The following is a 19,917-nucleotide window of genomic DNA, read 5'->3' on the forward strand; positions in this document are numbered from 1 at the left end:
CGTGAAGCGGGAGCCGGCCAACTTGGCCGCGCAGGACTATCATTGCACCCCTGGCGCGCTCTCTTATCTCGAAAGACCGCGTGCATCGTTTCGTATAGCGCGTAGAAAGGACACGTCCCATGACTTCCGGCGTCATCCGCATTCGCGGAGCTCGTCAACACAATCTCAAAAACATCGATCTCGACCTGCGGACAGGGGAGATGGCGGTCGTCACGGGCCCATCGGGTTCGGGCAAATCGAGCCTCGTCTTCGACACCTTGTATGCCGAAGGCCAGCGCCGCTATGTCGAGACGTTTAGCGCGTATGCGCGGCAGTTTCTGGATCGGATGGATCGCCCGCAAGTGGATCGCGTCGACGGCGTGCCCCCCGCGATCGCCATCGACCAGACGAACCCCGTGCGCAGTTCGCGCTCGACCGTCGGGACGATGACGGAACTCAACGATCACCTGAAATTGCTGTACGCGCGCGCCGCTCAGCTTTTCGACAAGGCGACGGCCGAGCCGGTCCGCCATGACACGCCCGAGACGATCTATGCCGAGCTCGTCGCACGGACGGCCGAGCGCGACGAACGGCTCGTCGTGACGTTTCCCGTCGAGTTGCCCGAGCAAACGAGCGCCGACGAAGTGGGGCAGTGGTTGTCGGCGAGCGGCTATACGCGCGTGCAGGCCGAGCGCGAAGTGACGACGCCGGCCGGCGCGCGCAAGATGCTGGACGTCGTTGCCGATCGTTTCCGTTTGAGCAAGACCGACAAGGCGCGCGCGGTGGAGGCGATCGAGGCTTCGCTCAAGCGTGGCGCGGGGCGTGTGAACGTCTACGTTCTGCCCGAAAGCGATGCGAATGCCGATGACGGCGAACAGGCGCCGCGCATCTGGCGCTTCTCCACGGGCTTGCACTGCCCCGAGAGCGATTTGCGTTATGCCGACCCGCAACCGGGCCTGTTCTCGTTCAATTCGGCCTATGGCGCATGCGACGTGTGCCGCGGATTCGGCCGCGTGATCGGCGTCGATCTCGGGCTCGTGATTCCGGACGTGCGCAAGACGCTCGCGGGCGGGGCGATCAAGCCGATGCAAACGCCGGCTTGGAAAGAGTGCCAGGACGACCTCATGCGCTATGCGGCGCGTGCGCGCATTCGCACGACGACGCCTTGGTCCGAGTTGACCGACGAGGAGCGCGACTGGGTCATCAACGGCTCGCCGGCTTGGAACGGCGAATGGCAGCGCGAGTGGTACGGCGTGCGGCGCTTTTTCAGTTACCTCGAATCGAAAGCGTACAAGATGCACATCCGGGTGCTCTTGTCGAAGTACCGCAGCTATACGCCGTGCGAGACGTGCGGCGGTGCGCGGCTGAAGACCGAGTCGCTGCTCTGGCGTCTCGGCTCGAAAGCGAACGCCGATGCGGTCCTCGCGCCGTCCGCCCGTTTTCTGCCGCATGGCGTGGGCTTTACGCGCGCGCAGCTCGAAGCGTTGCCCGGTTTGACCGTGCACGACTTGATGTTGCTGCCGATCGGACGGATTCGCCGCTTTTTCGACGAAGTGACGTTGCCGAGCGCATTGCTCGACGATGCGCTCAAACTGTTGGTGGCCGAAGTGCGCACGCGGCTGCGCTATCTATGCGACGTCGGCCTCGGGTATCTGACGCTCGATCGACAAAGCCGCACGCTTTCGGGCGGCGAAGTCCAACGGATCAATCTGACGACCGCGCTCGGCACTTCGCTGACGAAGACGCTGTTCGTGCTCGACGAGCCCAGTATCGGCTTGCATCCGCGCGATCTCGATCGCATCGTCGAGGCGATGCGGCGCCTGCGCGATGCGGGCAATACGCTCGTCGTCGTCGAGCACGATCCGTCGGTGATGCTTGCCGCCGATCGTCTGATCGACATGGGCCCGGGCCCTGGGGAGCGCGGCGGCTCGATCGTCTTCGACGGTACGCCGGCCGATATCCGCTCCGCCCCGACGTTGACCGGCGAATACTTAGGCGCGCGCAAACGCGTAGCCGATGCGGCACAGTGGGCGCGCAGGGCGGTCGATGCCGGCACGCCGCGGCTCGTGCTGGAGGGCGCGACCGAACATAACTTGTGCGACGTGACAGCGGAAATTCCGCTCGCGCGGCTCGTATGCGTGACGGGCGTATCGGGCTCGGGCAAGTCCACGCTCGTGCAGGACGTGCTCTATCCGGCGCTGGCGCGTCATCTTGGACGCGCCACCGAGGCGCCCGGTGCGCATCGCGGGTTGGTCGGCGCGGATTTGATCGCCGATGCCGTGTTCGTCGACCAATCGCCGATCGGCAAGACGGCGCGTTCGAATCCGGCCAGCTACGTCGGCGCGTTCGACGAAATCCGCAAGCTCTTCGCCAAGGCGCCGCTCGCGTTGCAACGCGGCTACGCGGCCGGCACGTTCAGTTTCAACTCGGGCGACGGCCGTTGCCCGACTTGCGGCGGGTCCGGCTTCGAACACGTGGAGATGCAGTTCCTGTCCGACGTGTATTTGCGATGCCCCGATTGCGATGGCCGGCGTTACCGCGCCGAAGTATTGGAAGTGACGATCGAGCGCGGCGAGCGCGCGTTGTCGGTCGCCGACGTGCTCGAATTGACGGTGAGCGAGGCCGTCGGCCTGTTCGAGGGCGATCCCGATGTCGTACGCGTACTTCAGCCGATCGTCGACGTCGGCCTCGAATACGTGAAGCTCGGCCAGCCTGTGCCGACGCTCTCGGGCGGTGAGGCACAGCGGCTGAAACTGGCGGGTTTTCTCGCGGAGACGAGCGGCAAGATCGGCGCGGAAGCGACGCCGGGCGGGCGCTTGTTCATGTTCGACGAGCCGACCACCGGCCTGCATTTCGACGATATCGCCAAGCTCATGCGCGCCTTCGGCAAGTTGCTCGCGCGCGGTCATTCGCTGATCGTCATCGAACACAACCTCGACGTCATTCGGGCGGCGGATTGGATCATCGATCTCGGCCCGGAAGGCGGGGACGAAGGCGGACTGATCGTCGCGGTCGGCACGCCGGACGACATCAAGGCGTGCGAAGCCTCGCATACGGGCCATGCGCTCAAGCAGTACGACGAGACGCTGGGCGCGAGCGATGCGCGCAGCGCCGCCGCGGGCGTACCGCTGCAATCGGCGCTGGCCAAGGCACGCGCGCGCCGGGCGGTCGAAGGTGACGACGTCGTGCGCATCGTCAATGCGCGCGAGCACAACCTCAAGAGCCTGAACGTCGATATTCCGCACGGCAAGTTCAACGTGGTGACAGGCGTGTCCGGCTCGGGTAAGTCGACGCTCGCGTTCGACATCCTGTTCCACGAGGGCCAACGCCGCTACCTCGAATCGCTGAACGCTTACGCGCGTTCCATCGTGCAACCGGCGGGACGGCCCGAAGTCGATGCCGTGTACGGCATTCCTCCCACTGTCGCGATCGAGCAGCGTTTGTCGCGCGGCGGGCGCAAGAGTACGGTCGCGACCACGTCCGAGGTCTGGCATTTTCTGCGGCTGCTGTATGTGAAGCTCGGCATTCAGCACTGCATACACGACGGCACGCCCGTGAAGCCGCAAAGCGCCGAATCGATCGCGGCGCAACTGCTGCGCGATTATGCCGGCGAGCACGTGGGCTTTTTCGCGCCGCTCGTCGTCAACCGCAAGGGCATCTATACCGATCTCGCGAAGTGGGCGAAGGCGCGCGGCTATACGCATCTGCGCGTCGACGGCGAATTTCTGCCCGTCGATCCGTGGCCGAAGCTCGAGCGTTTCCGCGAGCACACGATCGAATTGCCGGTCGCCGATCTCGTGATCTCGGCCGATAACGAAGCCGAGTTGCGCCGAGCACTCGATGCGGCGCTCGAACTCGGTAAGGGCGTCGTTCACTTGCTCGCGCCGCTCGACGGCTTGGCCGATGCATTGGCTTCAAAGCGCTCGACGCTGGGCATCGGCGAGATGGAGGTGTTGTCCGTCAAGCGCGCATGTCCCGTGTGCGCAACGAGCTATCCCGAACTCGATCCGCGCATGTTCTCCTACAACAGCAAGCACGGTTGGTGCACGAGCTGCGTGGGGACCGGGCTCGCGCTTACGCGCGAACAGCGCGCGGCCTATGACGACACGATCTTGGGCGCCGACGACGGCCGCGGCCGCGAGCAGACGTTGCCGTCCGAGGAGCAGGAGGTCGAAGGTCTCGTCGATACGCCGTGTCCCGATTGCGGGGGTACGCGCTTGAATGAGACGGCGCGCGCCGTGCGCTTCGACGATCGCTCGATCGTCGACGTCGGCCGCTGGACCGTCTCGGATACGCGCGCATGGATCGATGCGATTGCGCTGTCGGGCCGTGACGCGCAGATTGCGCGCGATGTCGTCAGCGAGATTGCGAGCCGATTGCGCTTCCTCGAAGAGGTGGGGCTCGGCTACTTGAGCCTCGACCGCGCGGCGCCGAGCCTTTCGGGCGGCGAAGCGCAACGGATTCGGCTCGCCGCGCAACTCGGCAGCAACTTGCAGGGCGTGTGCTACGTACTCGACGAGCCGACCATCGGCCTGCATCCGCGCGACAACCGGATCTTGCTCGATGCGCTGCATCAACTCGGCGAGAAGGGCAACACGCTCGTCGTGGTCGAGCATGACGAAGACACGATCCGGCGAGCCGATCACATCATCGACATCGGGCCGGGCGCCGGCAAGCGTGGCGGCCGGCTCGTCGCCGAGGGCAGCGTGAAGGACTTGGCCGAACACGCCGATTCGTTAACGGGACAATTCCTCGCGCAGCCGATCGTGCATCCGTTGCAGCCGCGTCGCGAAGTGCGCGATGGGGCGGTGCCCGAACAGTGGTTGACCGTACACGGCGCGTCGCTGCACAACTTGGCCGACGTGACCGCTGGCATTCCGCTGGCGCGGCTGGTCGCCGTGACCGGCGTGTCGGGCTCGGGCAAGTCGACGCTTGCGCGCGACGTCTTGATGACGAACCTGCTCGATGCGGTCGGTCGTTCCGTGCTGTCGTCCCCGGCTACGCGCCGCGCGCGCAAGAGCGCGCAAGAAAGCGAACGCGCAACCGCGAAGCCGCGCGCGCAAACGAGCCGCTATACGAGCTCGAGCGCAACGCGCGCGCCTTTGAACGTAACGCACAACTGGCAGGGGTGCACCTCGATCACGGGCTTCGAGGCGATCGATCGCGTGTTGGAAGTCGATCAAACGCCGATCGGCAAGACGCCGCGTTCGTGTCCCGCGACTTATATCGGTGTCTGGGACACGATCCGCAAGCTTTTCGCCGATACGCTCGAGGCGAGGGCGCGGGGCTATGCCGCTTCGCGTTTCTCGTTCAACACGGGCGATGGGCGCTGCCCGGCATGCGAAGGGCAGGGCGTGCGTACGATCGGCATGAGCTTCTTGCCCGACGTGAAGGTGCCCTGCGACGTCTGTCACGGACAGCGTTTCAACCCCGAGACGCTTGCGGTGACCTGGCGCGGCAAGAACATCGGCGACGTGCTGACGATGGAGATCGACGAAGCGGTCGAATTCTTCGCGGCGATGCCGAGCATCGCGCATCCGCTGCAATTGATGAAGGACGTGGGCCTAGGCTATCTGACGCTCGGCCAGCCGTCGCCGACCTTATCGGGCGGCGAAGCGCAGCGGATCAAGCTCGTGACGGAGCTCGCGAAGGTGAGGGACGACGTCACGCGGCGCGGACAAAAGGCGCCGCATACGTTCTACGTGCTCGACGAACCGACGGTGGGCTTGCATATGGCCGACGTCGCGCGCCTCATCCGAGTGATGCATCGGCTGGTGAATGCGGGGCATAGCGTGATCGTGATCGAGCACGATCTCGACGTGATCGCCGAAGCCGACTGGATCATCGATCTCGGGCCGGAAGGCGGTGCGGGCGGCGGCACGATCGTCGCGGCTACCGATCCCGAAACGCTGTCGCGCGTGCGCGAAAGCCATACGGGTCAGGCGCTCGTGCCGGTGCTCGCGCGCGGGGCGCAAGGGCGCGGTAAGCGCAAGTCCGACGAAGGACTGCGCAGCGCATAAGCGAAGGGCTGGGTACTGCATGGCGCAGGACCCAGCCCTTTTCGCTTTCAGCGCTCGAACCGCGGCGAGCGCGAGCCTTAGGCTTCCCCGGCCAGTTCCGGAATAGGAGCGGGAGCGCTCGGCCCGGCGCCGGGCCTGCCGGAAGCCGATCCACCGCCTACATATCCCACCCAGACGAGCGCAAGCGACGCCACCGCCACCGACACCCATCCGTTCATTCCGTAGCCGACGATGTGTCCCGCCGTATTGGTGGACAACATCAGCCCGCCGAGCCATGCGCCGCAGCCGGTTCCGAGCGATTGCACCGCGCCGTTCGCGCTGAGGAACGCACCGCGGTGCTGAGAGTCGGGTACCGTCGTCAGGATGGCCTGCATCGGCACGATGCGGGCGGACGAGATGATGAGAAACAGCGCGAAGCCCGGCACCATGATCGAAAACGGCAGATCGGGCAAATGGGTGATCGCGAGTATCGGCGCGAGTGCCAGCACCCCGAAGATGCGGAACACGATCCGATGCCCGAGCCGGTCGGAAAGCCTGCCGATGGCGCGCGAGGTGAAGAACGTGGCCGCGCCGCCCGCCATGTAGAGCCAAGAAATGCGGCTTGGAGACACGCCGTGATTTTCGACGAGCATCGGCGAGATGAACGGGATCACGAGCATGTGCGCGAACATGATGAGAAACGTCAGCGCGAACGCTCGCACATGGCGCGGATAGGTCAGCAGACGGGCGAGCGCGGGAAGCGTCTCGGCAAGCGTTGGCTGGACGTTGGTCAAATGCTCGCTCAGCGAGGGCAATATGCGCGACGTAACGATGGCGATCGTGACCGTCAGAGCGCCCAGCAGCCAGAACGGCGCCGACCAATGGAAGTACGCGCCCAGCATGACGCCGGCCGGTACGCCCGCGATCGCAGCCATCGAGAATCCAGTCATGATGATGCCGGTCGCGGTGCCGCGCCGCTCGAGCGGCACGATATCCGCGATGATGGCCATGACACCGGCGCCGAGCACGCCGCCCGTGAGGCCCGCGAACGCACGGCTCGCGAGCAGCAACGGATAGCTCGTCGCGCAGGCGCAAGCGACATTCGACAACGCGAAGAGCAAATACGCGGCGATCAGCAGCTTACGTCGGTCGAAGCGGTCGATGTAGGTCGCCGCGAGCAAGGCCGAGAGACCCGAGCACCACGAGTAGGCGGAAACCGCGGCCGCGAATTTCGAAGGCGAGATGTCGAAGGCCGTCATGATTTGCGGACCCAGCGGCATCATCACCATGAAATCCATGATGAGCGTGAATTGAACGAGCGCAAGTAGCCAGACTAGACTTCGCTCGCGTTTTTGAGGCAGGGCATACATTGTTATTGGAATCCTTTTGATGTGCCGGTGGCTGGACGGTGGCCGGGATCAGCCGCCGTCATCCATATAGACGCGCGAGCGAGCCTTCGCGTTACACAGTCGTGTCTTCGGGTGCCGGACCGGCGGCCGGCTTACCTTCAATTTCTTCCGCTGCGCGCAGCAAGATATCGGCGACGCGCTGTTGTTCACCTTCGTCTGCGTCGAGACGCTTGAGTAGGGCCAGCTTGAGCGCGTACTTCGCTTGACGCAGCTTCGGATGCCAGCGGGCATCGCGTCCGCCGTCGTCGTCGTCTTCCGCCGCGTAGGCCCGACGCATCGACTCCATCTTGTGCGCGACGAAGCTGAGCTTGGCGAGGATCATGTCGACCTGATCCTGATTCGCGGCCAGATGTGCGCGGCCTGCGTCGGCAATCTCGTAGCGCTTGCGGTTTCCTTCCTGCTGAACCGTCACGAAACCGAGTTCTTCCAGATAGGTCAGCGCAGGGTAGACCATTCCGGGACTTGGCGCATAGAAACCGTTCGAACGCGTTTCCAGCGCCTTGATGAGCTCGTAGCCGTGACGAGGTGACTCGGCGATCAGCACGAGCAACATCAACTGCAAGTCCTCGCCGCTGAATTTACGGCCGCGGGTAAAGCTGTCGTCGTCGCCGAAGCCGCGCTCGCCGCGTCCGCCCCAGAACGAAGCGCCGCCGCCATGGCCATGGCGATGCCGCCCGATCGCGTGCCAAAGCTCGTGCAGGAACGAAGACTCGCCGTGCCGGCCATGATGGCTATGACCATGGCCGCGGGCGTGACCGTGGCCTGCGCGCATGTCGCGCTCGGGCATTTCGCGGCGGCGGCCGTACCAATGACTGAAATCGGGACCGAATTCGGCCGCGTGCGCGTGACCGTGTTCGTGTGCGCGAATCGGATCGAGCGGTCCGAATGCGCGCTGAGAGTCGTGAAAGCGATGTCGCATGGGAGTGTCCCCCGTGTCGGTGAATGTGTATCTAAAGATATATATCTAAAGATAGAAAGTCAAGGCTGTCTGGTGGCGTTGGGGATCGGTTCCTGCGCGATGGCGGGAATGGTCGTTGCGGACGATAGGGCGCGGCATATCGTTCAACCACGATCACAAAGGAGGTCGCATGTTCGTGCACAACAAACGGTTGCAGTACACGGTTCGAGTCGGCAGCACGGATCCGGGGCTGGCAAACCTGCTGCTGGAGCAATTCGGTGGACCGCAAGGGGAGCTGGCTGCGGCGATGCGCTATTTCACGCAGGCGATCACCGAAGAGGATCCGGGACGTAAGGACATGCTGCTGGACATCGCGACCGAGGAGTTGAGCCATTTGGAGATCATCGGATCGATCGTGGCGATGCTCAATCGCGGCGCGAAGGGTGAGCTCGCGGAGGCCGTCGATACGCAGGCTGAGTTGTATCGCAAGCTAAACGGCGCCGGCAACGACAGTCATGTGACGCAGGTGCTTTACGGCGCGGGCGCGCCGCTCACGAATTCGGCGGGCGTGCCATGGAGTGCGGCGTATATCGACACGATCGGCGAGCCGACTGCCGATTTGCGGTCGAACATCGCCGCCGAGGCACGCGCGAAGATCATCTACGAGCGCCTGATCAATGTGTCTGACGATCCGGGTGTGCGCGACGCGTTGGGCTTTTTGATGACGCGCGAGGTGTCGCATCAAAAGTCGTTCGAGAAGGCGCTGTATTCGATTACCGCGAACTTCCCGCCGGGCAAGTTGGCGCCCGAGCCCGAGTTTGCGGATGCCTACTTCAAGATGTCGGTTGGCGCGCCGCCCGAGCGTGGACCGTGGAACGAGGGTCGTGGACTGAAGCTGGTCGAAGATCCGCCGATTCCGGTGGACGGCGGAGACGGATCGGCCGCGGTGCAGTTGAGCGAGAAGGAGCGCACCACCTTGGATGAAATGAAGGCGCGGTTGAAGTCCGACCGGACGCACGACCCCGAGACGGGGGCTGAATTGGGGGAAAGCGAGCCGGGAGCGGATGGGCTCGTGAAGTGATGGCGTAATTAGGGCGCTGTAGCAGTGGGTCGCCTGCGACCGAGTCGCGCAAGCGATCCGTTTAATCGCAGCAGCATGATGCGTAGTCGTGGCGACACTGCATCACGCAAGTGGTGCTGCGCCGGACGATGTAGACGAGGCGGTCCGCTTTTGCAATGCGCCTTGACCGAATGCCGGTCTGTCACCTTTCAGGGGCCACGGCTTGCCAGTGCCCCTGTTTCATTTTGGATACGTTTTTCAGTCGGCGTCGAGACGGGCCGAAATGAACAAACCCCCGCTCTAGCTTAGGCCGTGCGCGTCGCGACGAGTTTGGATCGCGCCGCTTTTCAACGCGACTGTCTTGACTCTGAGACAGGTTTGACACGGCGGACTTGCCGTCGGTCACCGCCGAGCTCGCCGCGGTTCACCGGATGGCGGTTTGACGAGCTTGGCGTGCTTCGTGCTTTTACCGTTGCATCGCGAAGGAATAGACCGAGTACAACGACGAATCGCGAAAGAGTACGACACGAGACATCGGCGCGCTTTTCGCCCGTGCATCGGCGCTATCGGTCGAATACAACGCCTAGGCACAAGCGATAGACCGCGCGCCACCGTAACCGCATCGGGGATGCAGATGAAATTGGAACGACCAACGGGGTCTGCCGGCACGGGCCGGCATGGCATGCCAATCCACTCGAAGCTGACCTCGCGCCCGGCTCGGCAACGCGGCGCCGTAGCCGTTTATGTTGCCATCCTGCTGCCGATGATGATCGGCTTTCTTGCGCTAGCCGCGGATATCGGGCGCGCGTATGTCGTACGCAACGAATTGCAGAATGCAGTCGACGCCGCGGCGCTGGCCGGCGCGGGTGAATTGCGGTTGTCGGGCGTTGCGGGAACGTGGGCGAACGCCTCGGCCTCAGCGCGCGCAGCCGGCGTTAAAAACGCGGCAGACGGTGTAACGCTAACCGACGTTCAGGTTCAAACGGGCTACTGGAACGTCCAAGGAACCCCGGCCGGCTTGCAGTCGACGTCGATCACGCCCGGCACCTATGACAAGCCCGCGGTGCAAGTGACGATCAGCCGAACGGCAGGACAGAACGGCGGCCCGCTCAATACCTATTTCGCCGGCTTAGTCGGCGTATCGACGATACCAGTCAGCGCGACGGCCACCGCGCTTGTTCTGGCTCCGGGGGCGAGCCCGCCGGGAGCCTTGCTCCCCATAGCGATCCCGTTGTGCATGTACCAGAACTATTGGAACTCGTCGACGGGACAGCCGAACACCGACGCGAGCGGCAATCCGATCGAATTCACGATGGCGTCGGCGTATCACGCAGGTCCGTGTGCCTCGATGCAATGGACTTCGTTTCAAACCGACGCCAACGATGTTCCGACGGCACGGAACCTACTCGCCAACGGCAATCCGACGTCAATGAACATTGGGGACAACACATGGATCGAGCCCGGCACGAAAACCACGCTGTTTTCGTCCGTACCGTATCCGGCCGACGTGCTGCTGCCTGTTGTCGTCGACCTCACGACCCATGCCGCTGTGCCAATCGTTGCCTTTGCCCCTTTCCACATCGACAGTTCGACGGGCGGAAGCTGCAAGTGCATTACGGGGCACTTCATCACCAACTACAAGGTACCGACCGGTAGCGCCGGCGCAGGCAACGGACCGTACTACGGCGCTTACACCCCGGCCATGCTCGCGCAATGATTGGCGCAGGTCAGAGCACGGCAGCCCCGATGCGTTTCGCTTTCGTTCGCGCTCGTAGCCCTCGGAGCGATCGGTTCCCGCATCGGTTCCGAGGGCCGTGACGGCTGGCGATTGGGACTCAAACCGAAACCACTCTCTCGGTGCGAAGTCCTGGCGCCAGCTTTGTGGGCACACCATTGGCATACCTCAAACGACAGGTGGCACCGGCAACTTGTGCAAAGCCCGCACGACATGAGGGCGGTTATCCTCGGTGCATTACAGCGCATTTAAAGACTGTCCGATGCCGACGAATGTGCCAGCGAGTGAGACTGCTGTTCGAAATATTGGTTTGCGCCGTAAAAATCGCCAAGTTACGCGTATTCACTCAAATGTTGGAAATTTTGCTGAAATTTTTAAGGCTTGTGATGGTGTAGAATTTTGGGTTGATACCGTTGGATTCAAAGAGATTGCAAAAAAGATTTTGCGATATTTGGTTGCCAATCATAAAATCGTCGCACATCCTCCCTTCCAAGTTCAGATACTGCGACCACGCAGGCGAATTTGCAAATGATATCCAATTCCCGTCATTAATATTAACATCTACCCACTTGTCCTCTACGAGCAAGCGGCCATCGTCCTCCGCGTATTGTGCACATATTCCATACCCTCCGGGTGGAACGGAGCCACCGCCAAACAATGAGGTGTTGTACGTCAAATAGGTATATTCAAATGTATATCTTTTGAGGCCATAGTCGTAGCGGATTGTAGCTCCGGGGGTTAACTCGCGGTTAACATAGCCGAAACCCGATGGAGCGCCATCCTCGGATTGCGCGCCAGGAACTACCTCGCTTGCATCAAACGTGAAGTATTTGAAATTGGCCATTTTTGCTCCATCTAAGGCAGTAAGCCCGGTGCGGTGTTTATTGATCACGCGGCACGAGACGGTGAGCTGGAGTAAAGCCGAGCTGACCCAAAAATCCCATTCTCTCCTCCTCAAATGCGAGTCGTGCTCCGTCGAGCGGAAATTCTACAGCGGGCTTGGTTGAAGCCCAGCGGAATCTTGCGAGACCATCATAGACGGATCTCCAGAACATAGAAATGCGGTTAATGACGTTGACGATGATTTTTTACAGATTTTGAGAGACAGTGATTTATTGTGAAATCATTTTTTCAGCGCCTCCTTAGGTGGGATGCCGCCGATACAGTGAGCCTGCGCGATAGAAAGTTGATTGTTTTCCTTGCAATATTCTACTTAACGCCCGCGGCGCCTCGTGGTTGAGTTTCTCCGCCCGGACTACGCTACATAACTGGATCCGAGGCCACGCATTTTGGTCCTATGACCCGGCGGGGTATCCGGCCGTTGACTGCGGAATCCATCATTGCGTCCGCTGTGGACAGAGGGGCAGCCGTGTGGTCGAGTTATGCCATTTGCATGAGTCGCGTACCCGAGGCGATCGTCGAGCTCGGCTTTGGGGCGCTGGTCGGCCAGTTTTGGCCGTTCGGCTGGACGCTTCTTTGGAAATACCCGTGCCCGTCTCTTATTAGCAAGGTGAGTGAATGGACGCCAAACGATCGCCGTGCACGAGCGCTTTTCAGGGCCTTTGGGGGCGTCTGAAGGAGCACCCGCTGTCGCGGGTCGGGCCCGGGCTGATCACCGGCGTCGCTGACGACGACCCTAGCGGGATCGCCACCTATTCCCAGGCAGGTGCTCAATTCGGGCTGAACATGCTCTGGACGATGCCGCTGGCGTATCCGCTGATGGCCGCCGTCCAGTCGATGTGCGCGAACCTTGGCAGAGTCACGGGGAAAGGACTCGCGGCCAACATCAAGACCGCATTCCCGCCGGTCGTGCTAAGGAGCGTCGTGCTGCTTCTGCTCGTTGCCAATACGCTCAATATCGCCGCCGACGTTGCCGCTATGGGCGAAGTTGCGGAACTCGTCTCCGGTGTCAATCGTCACCTCATGACGGCGTTCTTCGTGTTCGGGACGCTTGTGCTACAAGTGTTCGTTCCCTACCATCGGTACGTGTTCTTCTTGAAATGGCTGACCGTCGCACTGCTTGCTTACGCGGCGGTGCTGCTTACGGTCCATGTTCCTTGGGGGCAGGTCGCACTGCGCACGGTCTGGCCGCGCTTCACACCTGATGCCAGTGCCGCCGCCGTAGTGGTCGGGGTCTTCGGCACGACCATTAGCCCCTACCTATTCTTCTGGCAGGCTTCAGAAGAGGTCGAGGACATGCAGACGAGCCAAGGCGGTGCGCCGTTGGTACGGGACGCGCGCGCCTCGGGCACTGAGCTTCGGCGTATCCGGTGGGACACATGGAGTGGCATGCTCTACTCCGACGTCGCTGCGTACTTCATTATTCTCGCGACTGCCGTCACGCTTCATGTGGCCGGAATCACCGACATCAACACGGCGGCGCAGGCAGCGAGTGCGCTGCGGCCACTCGCGGGTAACTTCACTTACTTGCTTTTTGCCCTCGGCATTCTCGGCGTGGGCCTGATTGGCGTGCCGGTGCTAGCAGGCTCCGGGGCATACGCCCTTTCAGAGGCGATGGGGTGGAAGGAGGGGCTCGAGCGCAAGGTGGGCGACGCGCGGGGGTTCTACGGCATCATCGCCGTTAGCGTGCTCGCCGGACTGGCTATCCAGTATTCGCCAATCAGTCCGATGAAGGCTCTTTTCTGGAGCGCCGTCATCAACGGAGTGGTCGCCGTACCGCTCATGGTCGTCATCATCATCCTCGTCTCGAAGAAGTCGGTCATGGGCGCTTTCACGGCGAGTCGGCCGCTGATTATCCTTGGCTGGATCGCGACGGCGATTATGGGTGCGGCGGCCGTGGCAATGTTCGTTCTTAGGTAGCCATGCGATGCACGTTCGGTTCACGTTGTTGCGGCTCACCGCGCAAGGGATACGGCTGCACAGCCCTGGGCCCGTGAAAGGCGAAAAACCGAGGAAAGCGCATTTGGAGCGATGTCTTGCTGGGCGAAAACTTCAATTCGCAGCGTTTTCTTGCCCGCGCTGCTTTCTATGCTCATGGCGAATATCGGTGCCGCGAACGGCATAGACGACGGATTCCGCAATGTTGGTGGCATGGTCACCGATACGCTCGATGGATTTCGCGATGGATAGGTAGTCCAATCCGAGCTGGACTGTCCGAGGGTCTTCCTTCATGGACTTGACAACCTTGACTACGAATGCCCGAAATTCGGCGTCGATGGTTTCGTCGTCGCGGACGATCTGCGTAGCCGCAGTGGCATCCATGCGCGCGAATGCATCCAGTGCTCCGCCGAGCATGTGCGACGCCATGTCGCCGGACGCCTTAATTTCAGCGATGTTGAGGTTCCATGCGCCTGCGTCCATGGCAACGCGACGAGTGCGCTTCGCAATTTTCCGCGCCTCGTCGCCAACACGCTCGAGGTTGGCCGCGCACTTCGAAGCCGCCATCAGAAGGCGCAAGTCGGAGGCTGTGGGTTGCCAGCGGGCGATGGCGTTGACCACTTCGTCGTCGATTGCGATTTCCATGAGATTGAGCCGGTGCTCGTCGTCGCCGACATGCTCGAGAAGCCCTAGATCGAACGACTTCAGCGCGTCCAGAACGCACGCGATCTGTGACTCGGCCAGGCCCCCCATTTCGAGCAGCCTCGTCGAGACCAGCGCGAGTTCGGCATCGAACCTGCGTGAAAGATGCTTATCCGGCATGTTCTGTCTTTGAGTCGGAATGCCTGTGCCGCCCGGGCGCTGGTCGCGTGCAGCAAAGTGAGAGCGCTTCGTTACGACTGTGCAGGTCGGCCGGTCTTGACCGTTTCGACCGCTGAGATTGCCGCAAGCAGGCGTTTCGTCGATGCCGTCTCGAGTATGATCAACCCTGCCCGCAGAAGCTCGCTTTTCTTCACTGACACGCCCGCATCGAGGCACTTCTGTTTCAGTGCGGCAATCTTCTCGTAGTCGGACTTCGGCATTGTGAAGCTGTCGCGTATCACTTTTTCCTTCTTCACACTCTTCGCTTTTCCCGCTCCTGCCGCCTCGGTCGGCGTGGCTTGCGCCGGTGCCGCGCGCTTTTGCCTCTTTGCCTTTGTCGCGGCGGCTTGCACGTCGGCGGACGCAAGCTCACCCGCGTCCGCTTGCTTATCCTCGGTTACCGCGTGTCCGTTGGCATTCTTCGGGAAGTGGAATGCCTTCTTCGTAGGCTTCTTGATGCGGGGCTCAATCATGGTCGACTCCAGATTCGTAATGATATAAACAGTATATACCGTTTGTGGAAATTGTCCTCGTTGCGCGGACTACCGTCCCGCACGGCCGGAAAATTGTCCACAGATTCTGTTCGCAAGGCTGTGGGTAACAGTCGGGCAAGCTCGACAAGCCATTGATACTTCGGCATTCCTGCGACGGGCCGTTGACGAGGGCATCGAGCGGCTCGCGATGATCTTGCGCCTGTGCGGCAAGGCGCCGCGTGGTGGAGGACGGCTAATAATGTCCAGACAAGATGACGACAACTGACATGCATCAACCATAGTTCGATGTAATTTGCACGCGGGCAGGCAACGTCGTTTAATCGAAACTCCTCTGGTTCGCACCCCTTCCTTAAAACGGTAGGAGCACATAGTGGCTGACCGCAACTTTGACGAGATCGTTCAGGCAATCGCCTCCGACACGAATACGCCGCCCGAGATCGTCTCGAAGATGTATGCCGAGACGTGGGCTCAATATAGCGACGGGGCGCGAGTCCTGGACTACCTGACGGTACTGGTCGCCAAACGCGTCCGGGAAAATCTGCGCGGAGTTTCGCAAGACCGGCACTAGCCGATCGCCCCGCAAACCCTATCGCATCGTTTCTCATGCCAGGCGACCATAGCGCGCCGTTTCCTCGCCCGATATTTCGCAGAGGCGAAATCGGCATTGAACCGCTGCTCGTTTCGTCGGATGGCTAAGGTATTCGGTGGTCGGTTGATGCGTATCAACGAATGCGCACAGTGCGAGTCGCCGCTGTCAGGAATATGTCACATAGGCAGTCGAGACTGGGTCATTCACCGGGATAACGGGCGGCTATGACGCAAAAGACCCAAGCAATCGCAGCAATGGGACAGCGCAGCCTGCTCCTACCAGGCTGGATCAAGGCGGCACTCTCCGCCAACGACCGTTTGAAGCTCTACCTGACAGTGCTACAGGTTGCGTTTGCGCATGCCGAACATCCGGACGGCGAGTTGCCCGACCTGAGCACGGAACTTGTCGCTGCGCACGTCGACGCCCCCTGGCTTCGGAACATACCGACAAGCGCTTCGCTCGTCGACGGCACGTTGCTAGTGCCGGACCTTCCGCGTCTCATGCCGCGTTTCGCCGAAGATCTGGAGACGATGGCCCGGCCGCTCGTCGAACCGGATGATCGACGAGACACGTTGCGCGCGCGCGTGCAGCATTGGTTGGAGGAAATCGACGCACTGCGCGGCGAAGGCCTTAGCCGCCCACAATTGCAATCGTTAACGCGCGGCCGGCTAACGAATGGAGAGGACAGCCTGCATCTGCTGGTGATGGATCTTCACCATGCGCTCAACCAGTTGGCGAAAACGATTTCCGGCGAGGAGATCGACGGCGCACATGTGTGGCACCTGCATCCGGCCGATCGCGCGCGCGTCGTCGCATTCATGCGCGGATTGAACCGTACGGCACCGCTGAAGTTCGATCATCCTGGACTCGACACCGCGGCGACGCGCGACGGCGAGCGGTTGCTGCTCCAGAACGACATCGGCACCAACGATGTACACGTATTGGTCGTGGCGGTCGAGGACTTGACGATTACGCTGAGCTACTCGGATCTGCACCGGTCGCGCTTCGAGTTTTTCCAGTCGCTGTTAGTGCCTTACGGTGCGCAATGGAGCGACCTGCAATCGAAGGTGAATGCTGCGCTGAACGAAGGCGAGGCCTATATATTCGGCGTCGCGCGCTTCGATTGCGCCGACGAGCGTACCCTTGAGACGACGCTCGAAGGGATCGGGTCTCGCATTGTTTTCCTGATCGACTGGAACCGGGCCCGCAAGCGGTTGCTGTCGTTTGTCGACAAAGACAACGCGATCGAGGTCTTGCGCGATGCGGCCCGATGCGACGCCGGCCACATGGCCTGGTTGAAGGCCGGTGGGGAAGCACTCATCTACACCGCCATGCAGGCCGTCGGTCAAGGGGCATTTCGCATCGGCGACAGGCTTGACACCGTACTCGGTGCGGCCGATGCGCGAGCATTCATGGTCGAAGTGCTACGGATGGCGAGCCATGCCCTGCTCGGTGGGCAGCCGGTCGCGCTGGTCGCGGATCAGACGCGCTTGTTGCTCGCGCGACGCGTGCGCCAGCACAGTAGCGCGTACGAACTGCTCGAGGAGCATGCCGCTTATTGCCACGCGCTTGCGCAAGCGGTAAGTGATGGCCTGACGCATGACGTGATGTCCGTATCGCTGGCGGGTGGTAGCCCCCGGCAGGCGTTGGCGGTGAGGGCCAAAGCCTGGGAACGGCAGGCGGACCATCTGGTGATGCGCGCGCGTGAGCAGGCGCAGCGCCAGCCTCGGTGGCAGCCGTTCAAGCGCCTTCTTGAACTCTCCGACGACATCGCCGACGCCCTCGAAGAAGCGGCGTTCTTGATGAGCCTGATCGCAGACGGCCATCAACAGGGCTGGGACAGCAATGTCCATGATTCGCTGGCGCGCCTCGCGCAAACCGTGCTGATGGCGACACAGGAACACGTCAAGTCGCTCGCCATCGCGCGCTGCCTCGGCAACGCCAGCGATACGATCGATAGCGACGCTTTTCTGGCTGCGTCTTGGAATGTGCTGCGCTCGGAGCGGCAGTGTGACGAACTGCTGCGCGCGGCACGCCGCGCTATCCTTGCCGTCTTGCGCGATGCCCCCTCTCTGATGCTGGCCAACGATCTGGCGACGACACTCGAGCTGGCCTCGGATCGTCTGCTGGTGGCCGGTTATGCGTTGCGCGACGTCGCATTGGGCGAATCCGGAGCGAACACGTGACCGCACTTGAATCCGACGCCATTCACCGCTGGCCCGACGAGGTTTACCTGATCGGCTGCGCCGCCGCAGCGCTCGGCAATTCCGATCGAGCATGCGCCTCGGCGGATTCGGTCGGCTTCAAGGCCTACAACCTGCTGCGCATGGCCGATCTCGGGCTAACCGTGCCACCGGCCTTTGTGCTCGGCACGCGCTATTGCAGCGACGCTCAGTTGCGCGAGACCGCCACTGGCGGCGCTGTTTGGGCGCCCGGTCTCCAGGCGCTGGAGCGCGCCACCGGTCAGCGCTTCGGTGACGCGCGCCAGCCGCTCCTGCTCTCGGTGCGCTCGGGCGCTCCGGTATCGATGCCAGGCATGATGGATACGCTGCTCAATGTCGGCCTGTGCGACTCGACGCTTGCCGGCTTTCTGCGTCAGACCGGTAATCCTCGCCTGGTGTGGGACACATACCGCCGCCTTGTTGCAAGCTACGGAGAACTGGTCGCGGGTGTCTCCCCGTCGATCTTCGAAGCGCAATACACGGCGCTCGCCGGGACGTGCGACGAGCATGGCCTCGATTTCGCTGAACTGCGCGAACTCACCCGTCGTTACCTCGCCGCCTACGAACGTGCTGCCGGCCAGCCGTTTCCGCAGGATCCGCGGGTTCAACTGGCGGACGCCATCGGCGCAGTGCTGACAAGCTGGCAGTCAACCAGGGCCTGTGCGTACCGCAAACAGTGCGGCATCAGCGATGCGATTGGGACCGCCGTGACCGTGCAGGCAATGGTGTTCGGCAATGCGGGAGGTCGTTCGGGCGCGGGCGTTGGGTTTACACGAGACCCGATCAGCGGCGAGCCGGCGCTATTCGTTGACTTCATGTTTAACGCGCAAGGGGAAGATATCGTCTCGGGCAGGCGCAGCGGGCGTGGGCACGAAGAACTGGCCCATGCGATGCCCGCGGTATGGGATGCGTTACGTGATGCCGCGACGCGGCTCGAACGCGCGTTCGGCGATATGCAAGATATCGAGTTCACTGTGCAGGATGCGTGCTTGTACTTGCTACAGACGCGCAATGGAAAGCGCACGCCGCAGGCGGCCGCTCGGATCGCGCTGGATCTGCTCGACGAGGGCTTGATCAGTACCGAGATGGCGCTTGAGCGCACAGCGGCACTGAAGCCATCGGCGTTGACGCGCACCGCTATCGCGGGGGGCGGTGGGGACGCTGTGACGCCTCTTGCGCACGCCGCAACCGCCGGCAGCGGTGTGGCATCGGGGGAAATCGCCTTCGACGAGGCACGCGCGCGTACACGCCGTGCAGTCGGCGCGTCGGTGATCCTCGTGCGTCGCGATGCCGAGACCGACGACATCGCAGCGCTGGAGTTGGCCGCAGGTCTGCTCACGCAGCGAGGCTCGCGCACCTCGCATGCAGCGGTCGTTGTGCGTCAACTTGGCAAGGTGTGCCTTGTCGGCTGCTCAGTGCTGCGTTTGGACGAGGCGACGCGCACGCTACAGATCGGCGATACGGTGATGCACGAGGGCGACGAGATTACGATCGACGGTAACGACGGAGCGATCTACGCGGGCGCGATGCGTACGGTCGTCGAGCCGTTGTCCGAATTGCAGGCGCGCCTTGAGCGGCTGCGTGCGCCGTAGGCCGGCATGGGTGAGGCGGGTTTTCGCAAGCGTTCCTCCCGCCGAACCACTCGAATGCGGTCTTCGTACGAGCGTAGGAGCTACCTCTAGGTAGTCCAAGTTTTTGTCCGCATCCCTTTGTTCGAGGTTTGGACCGACGAGTCCAGGCGGATCCATCTCGAGTTTCTCAACTACACCAGTTGACGCCGCTAGATAGTGCCGTCCCTGCCGTGCGCGTCCCGCAGCGTAGAACTAAGTGCCT

Annotated in this window: 12 protein-coding genes; 7 read left to right on the plus strand and 5 right to left on the minus strand. The window is 62.3% G+C overall.

Translation table 11 applies throughout. From position 1 onward, the window contains the following. Window positions 1-119 precede the first annotated feature (119 nt). The gene (gene uvrA, locus AB1286_RS17865) at window positions 120-5,999 is read left to right on the plus strand and encodes an excinuclease ABC subunit UvrA (RefSeq protein ID WP_430364506.1); all 5,880 of its coding nucleotides are present in this window, start codon (window positions 120-122) and stop codon (window positions 5,997-5,999) included. Between the two features lie 77 nt (window positions 6,000-6,076). On the opposite strand, the gene AB1286_RS17870 is transcribed toward uvrA, so the two are convergent. Both AB1286_RS17870 and AB1286_RS17875 read right to left on the minus strand, forming a co-directional pair. Continuing rightward, window positions 6,077-7,348 (minus strand): MFS transporter, encoded by a 1,272-nt coding sequence (locus tag AB1286_RS17870; RefSeq protein ID WP_430364507.1) that lies wholly within the window; start codon window positions 7,346-7,348, stop codon window positions 6,077-6,079. Window positions 7,349-7,439: 91 nt separating this feature from the next. Next, on the minus strand, window positions 7,440-8,306 hold the full coding sequence (locus tag AB1286_RS17875) for a PadR family transcriptional regulator (protein ID WP_430364508.1): 867 nt from the start codon (window positions 8,304-8,306) through the stop codon (window positions 7,440-7,442). Window positions 8,307-8,475: 169 nt separating this feature from the next. Between AB1286_RS17875 and AB1286_RS17880 the strand changes: the two genes are divergently transcribed. Both AB1286_RS17880 and AB1286_RS17885 read left to right on the plus strand, forming a co-directional pair. Beyond that, window positions 8,476-9,366: a manganese catalase family protein gene (locus AB1286_RS17880; protein ID WP_430364509.1), complete on the plus strand. Its 891-nt coding sequence runs from the start codon at window positions 8,476-8,478 to the stop codon at window positions 9,364-9,366. A 613-nt stretch (window positions 9,367-9,979) separates the two neighbouring features. After that, window positions 9,980-11,062 (plus strand): TadG family pilus assembly protein, encoded by a 1,083-nt coding sequence (locus AB1286_RS17885; protein ID WP_430364510.1) that lies wholly within the window; start codon window positions 9,980-9,982, stop codon window positions 11,060-11,062. Window positions 11,063-11,426: 364 nt separating this feature from the next. Here AB1286_RS17885 and AB1286_RS17890 read toward each other — a convergent pair whose 3' ends face one another. Then, window positions 11,427-11,924, minus strand: coding sequence for a hypothetical protein (locus tag AB1286_RS17890; RefSeq protein WP_430364511.1), 498 nt, complete (start codon window positions 11,922-11,924; stop codon window positions 11,427-11,429). A gap of 674 nt (window positions 11,925-12,598) precedes the next feature. On the opposite strand from AB1286_RS17890, the gene AB1286_RS17895 reads away from it, so the two are divergent. Further along, window positions 12,599-13,900 (plus strand): NRAMP family divalent metal transporter, encoded by a 1,302-nt coding sequence (locus AB1286_RS17895; RefSeq protein ID WP_430364512.1) that lies wholly within the window; start codon window positions 12,599-12,601, stop codon window positions 13,898-13,900. A 132-nt stretch (window positions 13,901-14,032) separates the two neighbouring features. Here AB1286_RS17895 and phoU read toward each other — a convergent pair whose 3' ends face one another. Further along, the gene (gene phoU / locus AB1286_RS17900) at window positions 14,033-14,740 is read right to left on the minus strand and encodes a phosphate signaling complex protein PhoU (protein ID WP_430364513.1); all 708 of its coding nucleotides are present in this window, start codon (window positions 14,738-14,740) and stop codon (window positions 14,033-14,035) included. Window positions 14,741-14,811: 71 nt separating this feature from the next. Further along, a complete protein-coding gene (locus AB1286_RS17905; protein ID WP_430364514.1) occupies window positions 14,812-15,252 on the minus strand; it encodes a hypothetical protein in 441 nt (146 codons plus the stop codon). A 391-nt stretch (window positions 15,253-15,643) separates the two neighbouring features. Here AB1286_RS17905 and AB1286_RS17910 point away from each other — a divergent pair, with 391 nt between their 5' ends. From AB1286_RS17910 to AB1286_RS17920, 3 genes are all read left to right on the plus strand, one after another. Continuing rightward, entirely contained in the window at window positions 15,644-15,841 is a 198-nt protein-coding gene (locus tag AB1286_RS17910; protein WP_430364515.1) for a DUF3562 domain-containing protein, read from the plus strand. A 245-nt stretch (window positions 15,842-16,086) separates the two neighbouring features. Then, on the plus strand, window positions 16,087-18,048 hold the full coding sequence (locus AB1286_RS17915) for a phosphate transport regulator (protein ID WP_430364516.1): 1,962 nt from the start codon (window positions 16,087-16,089) through the stop codon (window positions 18,046-18,048). Further along, window positions 18,045-19,676 carry a PEP/pyruvate-binding domain-containing protein gene (locus tag AB1286_RS17920; protein ID WP_430364517.1) on the plus strand — a complete coding sequence of 544 codons (1,632 nt, stop codon included), beginning with the start codon at window positions 18,045-18,047 and terminating at the stop codon, window positions 19,674-19,676. Before AB1286_RS17915 ends, AB1286_RS17920 begins: the two co-directional genes overlap by 4 nt. Window positions 19,677-19,917 lie beyond the last annotated feature (241 nt).

The organism is Trinickia sp. NRRL B-1857, from assembly GCF_050470685.1.
In the GTDB taxonomy this organism is placed as follows: domain Bacteria; phylum Pseudomonadota; class Gammaproteobacteria; order Burkholderiales; family Burkholderiaceae; genus Trinickia.

What these genes read in the sequence shown, in the direction of transcription:
- AB1286_RS17880 (WP_430364509.1), top strand. Translation starts at nt 8,476, where the DNA reads ATGTTCGTGCACAACAAACGGTTGCAGTACACGGTTCGAGTCGGCAGC.
- AB1286_RS17885 (WP_430364510.1), top strand. Translation starts at nt 9,980, where the DNA reads ATGAAATTGGAACGACCAACGGGGTCTGCCGGCACGGGCCGGCATGGC.
- AB1286_RS17905 (WP_430364514.1), bottom strand. Translation starts at nt 15,252, where the DNA reads ATGATTGAGCCCCGCATCAAGAAGCCTACGAAGAAGGCATTCCACTTC.
- AB1286_RS17890 (WP_430364511.1), bottom strand. Translation starts at nt 11,924, where the DNA reads ATGGCCAATTTCAAATACTTCACGTTTGATGCAAGCGAGGTAGTTCCT.
- AB1286_RS17915 (WP_430364516.1), top strand. Translation starts at nt 16,087, where the DNA reads ATGACGCAAAAGACCCAAGCAATCGCAGCAATGGGACAGCGCAGCCTG.
- uvrA (WP_430364506.1), top strand. Translation starts at nt 120, where the DNA reads ATGACTTCCGGCGTCATCCGCATTCGCGGAGCTCGTCAACACAATCTC.
- AB1286_RS17895 (WP_430364512.1), top strand. Translation starts at nt 12,599, where the DNA reads ATGGACGCCAAACGATCGCCGTGCACGAGCGCTTTTCAGGGCCTTTGG.
- AB1286_RS17875 (WP_430364508.1), bottom strand. Translation starts at nt 8,306, where the DNA reads ATGCGACATCGCTTTCACGACTCTCAGCGCGCATTCGGACCGCTCGAT.
- phoU (WP_430364513.1), bottom strand. Translation starts at nt 14,740, where the DNA reads ATGCCGGATAAGCATCTTTCACGCAGGTTCGATGCCGAACTCGCGCTG.
- AB1286_RS17870 (WP_430364507.1), bottom strand. Translation starts at nt 7,348, where the DNA reads ATGTATGCCCTGCCTCAAAAACGCGAGCGAAGTCTAGTCTGGCTACTT.